Below are 3,629 nucleotides of genomic sequence, written 5' to 3' on the forward strand. Positions count from 1 at the left end.
ACGCCAGCTGCCGAAATCGGAGCTGGCTGCTTTCAGGTCGAACCGAGGCGCCCGTCCCTCCGGAATGATCCGGTCAGACAAGTCTTTGTGTCGGGTTGCGCGTGAAGCTTTGAAAAGCCCGGCAGGCCTTGAACGACAAACAAAACCCGAAAAAGCGAACCTTTTCGAGCCCGCGCAATATAGTCGGCGCGCACGCGATGTCAAACGGAAATCCGCACATTCCGGCGCAAAATCCGAACTTTCTGAATCACTTATCCGGCGCCGGACCTTTTGATCCGCCGCGCCCCCTTCCCAGGGCACCGGATATTCGGGCGCGGGAAGAAGACTACAGGGGACCCAAACGGACCTGATGACAGGACAATCTCAGGCTCGCCGATCAGACCTCGACCCGAATTCCCGTTTCCTTTCCGCCCTTTACCCTGCAGAAAGGCCACTCAGACGGTCTAATCCACATTCTTTCAAAAGAACGCATTTCCGGGCTTGCAGGCCGCGCCGAGTGTGTCTATGTTCCGCGCCACTTGAGACCCGTTTATCTCAAAGTACCGCGGAGAGGTGCCGGAGTGGTTGAACGGGGCGGTCTCGAAAACCGTTGTGCCCGCGAGGGTACCCAGGGTTCGAATCCCTGTCTCTCCGCCATTTTCCTTTCTGTGCAGCGCGCCGCTCCCGCTGGTTTTCCCAAAATCCTTTTCAACCCTCTTTACCGTTTCGGTCGTCGGCTCGAACGATCGACTTGTCTGACCTTGACCCACAGCAACCTCGAACCCTCCCCTGCTGTTTTCACCGGATGAATGAACAACTTAGCGCATGGCTCCGTGAAAGTCCGGCAGGGCATGGACATATGAAACGGAATCCAAGAAGGTCATTCGCATATTTGCCAGCATGCGGCATGTGAGGTGCCGGCAGACCGAGATAGGGAAATTGCATGGGCGTCCTTCGGACCATTCGCCGAATCTGGTGGTTGACCAAAATTTCGCTGATCATGAGCCTCGGCGCCGTGCTCGCCATCGTTGTCATCGGCGTGATTTACCTTACCGGACAGTCCGACCTTTCCAGTTGGCATACGGAACCGCTGAAGGAAGAATTCACGGCGGATGCCGGCATAACAACATTTGAGGACTATCTGGCGCTCGAAGACCGGCTTTTCCGGGAACTCGATGACAAGATCATCCAGGAAACTGCTTGGGGGAACCACGACGAGATCAACCGCTTTCAGCCGGGAAGCGTCTCGGATCCGGCGCGCTGGCAGCGGAACTGGAACCGGAGTTTCCTGCTGAAAGCGGAAGAACCGCGGGCAACCGTTCTGCTGCTCCATGGCATGTCGGATTCCCCTTACAGCCTGAAGTCCGTCGGAACGGCCTTGAATGAAAACGGCTATACGGTCCTGGGGCTCCGCCTGCCGGGGCACGGAACCGCGCCGTCCGGCCTGCTCGACATCACCTGGCAGGACATGTTTGCCGCGACAGAACTCGGCGTGAAACATCTTCACGGCCTGGCCCCGGATCGCCCGGTCTATATCGTCGGCTATTCGAACGGCGCGGCGCTGGCCGTGCTCTATGCGCTCAGGCAGGCCGAGGATGCGACGTTCCCGAAGGTGACGGGTGTCAGCATTCTTTCGCCCGCAATCGGCATTACCCCGGCGGCCGCCTATGCCAGATGGCTGATCAGACTGGGCCATGTCCTTGGCCTGCAGAAGCTCGCCTGGAATTCCGTTCTCCCGGAATACGACCCTTACAAATATTCCTCTTTCACCGTGAACGCGGGCTACGTCACCTGGCAGCTGACTCAGCAGATACAGGCAGCTCTCACCACAGTGGAAGCGGCCGGAAAGTTGAAGGAGATTCCACCGATCCAGGGGTTTTCCTCCGTCGTCGACGCAACGGTTCGCCCGCAGGACCTCGTCGCCAAACTGTACAACCGCTTGGCTGACAACGGCTCCGAACTGGTGCTCTTCGACATCAACCGGGCAATTGCCGGCACGCCCCTGTTTTCCTTCGACCCGGCGCCCATTCTGGATCCGATCAAGGCGGACGTTGACCGCAGCTACACGGTGCAGGTGATCACGAACGCGGGCAAGGGGGACGCGAGTGTCGTGCGCGAGTCCTTCGCACCCGGCACCGCTTTACCGGTGACAACACCGTTGGCGGCGGCGTGGCCGAGCGACATCTATTCCCTCTCGCACATCGCCCTGCCCTTCAGGGAAGAGGATCCTCTCTACGGCCACATCCGGCAGCCTGAAATCTCCGAACTCCAGCTCGGATCGTTGGTGCTGCGCGGCGAAAAATCTGTCCTGAACATCCCGGCAGCGGACCTCCTACGGATCCACTGGAACCCGTTCCACGATCATATGCTGGAAGAGATGCAGCGTTTTCTTGAGCAGACATCAAATGGCCTTCAGCAAAGCAAGCAATCTCAATAAAACACCGCCATGTCCCGATCCGAACGCCTTTTCGATCTTCTCCAGGTGCTGCGCCGTCACCGGAGGCCGGTGAGCGGCAAGGTGCTGGCGGAAGAGCTTGGAGTGAGTATCCGCACGCTCTACCGGGACATTGCCAGCCTGCAGGCGCTGGGGGCGACGATCGAGGGCGAGCCGGGGGTGGGCTATGTGCTGAAACCCGGCTTCCTGCTACCGCCGCTGATGTTCCCGCCGGAAGAAATCGAGGCCATTGTGCTGGGATCCCGCTGGGTGGCCGCACGAGGGGATGAGAGGTTGAAGAGCGCCGCCAAGGGGGCGCTGGCGCGCCTTGCGGCGGTCCTGCCGCCGGATTTGCGGGACGAGCTGGAGGTCTCGCCGCTGCTTGTCGGCCCGGGCGCCAATATCGCCGCCGACAGAGTGGACGCGGCGCTCCTGCGCAAGGCGATCCGGACCGAGCACAAGCTCGACCTTACCTACCGGGACGCCAGGGGCACGTCGTCGCAGCGGACCGTCTGGCCGGTCGCCCTCGGATATTTCGACCAGGTGCGGCTGCTGATTGCCTGGTGCGAGCGGCGCGAGGCCTTCCGCCATTTCCGCACCGACCGGATCGACCATGCCGAAATGCTGGACGAGCGCTATCCGAAGAGGCGCCGGGTTCTGGAGAAGGAATGGCGTAAGTTAGAAAAAATTCCGGCCCGCGACATCTGATACTGCCAGAAACTGACAGCATGCCGTTTTAGAACCGGCTCCAGCCAAAACCCAACTGGAGCATAAACATGAACGGCATCAGCACCCTCCTTCTCCATGTCACCGATCCGGCGGAGACCGCCCGCTTCTACGAGACGATCTTCGGCTGCGCGCCGGTCGAGGCGAGCCCGACCTTCGTTCTCTTTGTCCTCCCCTCCGGCCCGGCCCTCGGCCTCTGGAAGAAGGACGGCGTGGAACCGGCCCCGGAAGGCGTCGTCGGCGGCAGCGAGATCGGCATAAGGGTCCACAGCAACAAGGACGTCGACGACACGCATTTGCTCTGGACATCGAAGGGCGCCGAGATCGTCATGCCGCCCGCCGATCTCGACTTCGGCCGCAGCTTTGTCGCCACCGACCCGGACGGCCACCAGCTTCGGGTCTACGCGATTGCAGACGAGACGTAGGAAATGCCCCGCGCCTGGATCGCCGTCGCCTCGGCGGCCCATGTCCGCATCGCCCGCGCCGGCGG

At 61.0% G+C, this 3,629-nt stretch carries 3 protein-coding genes and 1 tRNA gene; all 4 read left to right on the top strand.

Annotated elements, in window-relative coordinates; genetic code table 11:
* Window positions 1-546: 546 nt before the first annotated feature.
* Window positions 547-636 (top strand) — tRNA-Ser (locus tag ACQY7U_RS21200).
* Between the two features lie 286 nt (window positions 637-922).
* Window positions 923-2,416, top strand: a complete 1,494-nt coding sequence (locus tag ACQY7U_RS21205) for an alpha/beta hydrolase (protein ID WP_428648974.1) — start codon at window positions 923-925, stop codon at window positions 2,414-2,416.
* A 9-nt stretch (window positions 2,417-2,425) separates the two neighbouring features.
* Window positions 2,426-3,121: a helix-turn-helix transcriptional regulator gene (locus tag ACQY7U_RS21210; RefSeq protein WP_428648977.1), complete on the top strand. Its 696-nt coding sequence runs from the start codon at window positions 2,426-2,428 to the stop codon at window positions 3,119-3,121.
* A 68-nt stretch (window positions 3,122-3,189) separates the two neighbouring features.
* Entirely contained in the window at window positions 3,190-3,564 is a 375-nt protein-coding gene (locus tag ACQY7U_RS21215) for a VOC family protein (protein ID WP_428648979.1), read from the top strand.
* Window positions 3,565-3,629: the final 65 nt, after the last annotated feature.

Origin of the sequence: Roseibium sp., assembly GCF_050301095.1 — a bacterium.
Lineage (GTDB): Bacteria > Pseudomonadota > Alphaproteobacteria > Rhizobiales > Stappiaceae > Roseibium.

What these genes read in the sequence shown, in the direction of transcription:
- ACQY7U_RS21210 (WP_428648977.1), top strand. Translation starts at nt 2,426, where the DNA reads ATGTCCCGATCCGAACGCCTTTTCGATCTTCTCCAGGTGCTGCGCCGT.
- ACQY7U_RS21205 (WP_428648974.1), top strand. Translation starts at nt 923, where the DNA reads ATGGGCGTCCTTCGGACCATTCGCCGAATCTGGTGGTTGACCAAAATT.
- ACQY7U_RS21215 (WP_428648979.1), top strand. Translation starts at nt 3,190, where the DNA reads ATGAACGGCATCAGCACCCTCCTTCTCCATGTCACCGATCCGGCGGAG.